The organism is Komagataeibacter intermedius TF2 (genome assembly GCF_000964425.1).
Lineage (GTDB): Bacteria > Pseudomonadota > Alphaproteobacteria > Acetobacterales > Acetobacteraceae > Komagataeibacter > Komagataeibacter intermedius.
The window spans coordinates 1-219 of the sequence record NZ_BANF01000740.1 but is presented as its reverse complement, the minus strand read 5'-3'; the positions used below and the strand labels follow the sequence as shown (position 1 = coordinate 219).

1 protein-coding gene is annotated in these 219 nt (G+C 53.0%); it reads left to right on the top strand.

Translation table 11 applies throughout. The annotated features are described in order from the left end of the window. Positions 1-70: 70 nt before the first annotated feature. Positions 71-219: transposase (locus B7449_RS19150; RefSeq protein WP_048884110.1), on the top strand; the 149-nt coding region annotated here is incomplete at its 3' end.

Here is a 219-nt window from a genome sequence, read left to right as displayed (position 1 = left end):
GGTAATCCCCCCATAAAAAGAGTGACTTTTGAATGAGAATTTTCTCAGCGTAAGAATTGAGGAGATTCTGATGAAGAGTGATCGCTTTACTGACGCCCAGATCATGGGTGTGATCCGCCAGGCTGAGGGCGGTGTCCCGGTTCCTGACCTGTGCCGGGAGCATGGGATTAGCAACGCCACGTTTTACCGGTGGCGCGCGAAATATGGCGGCATGGATGC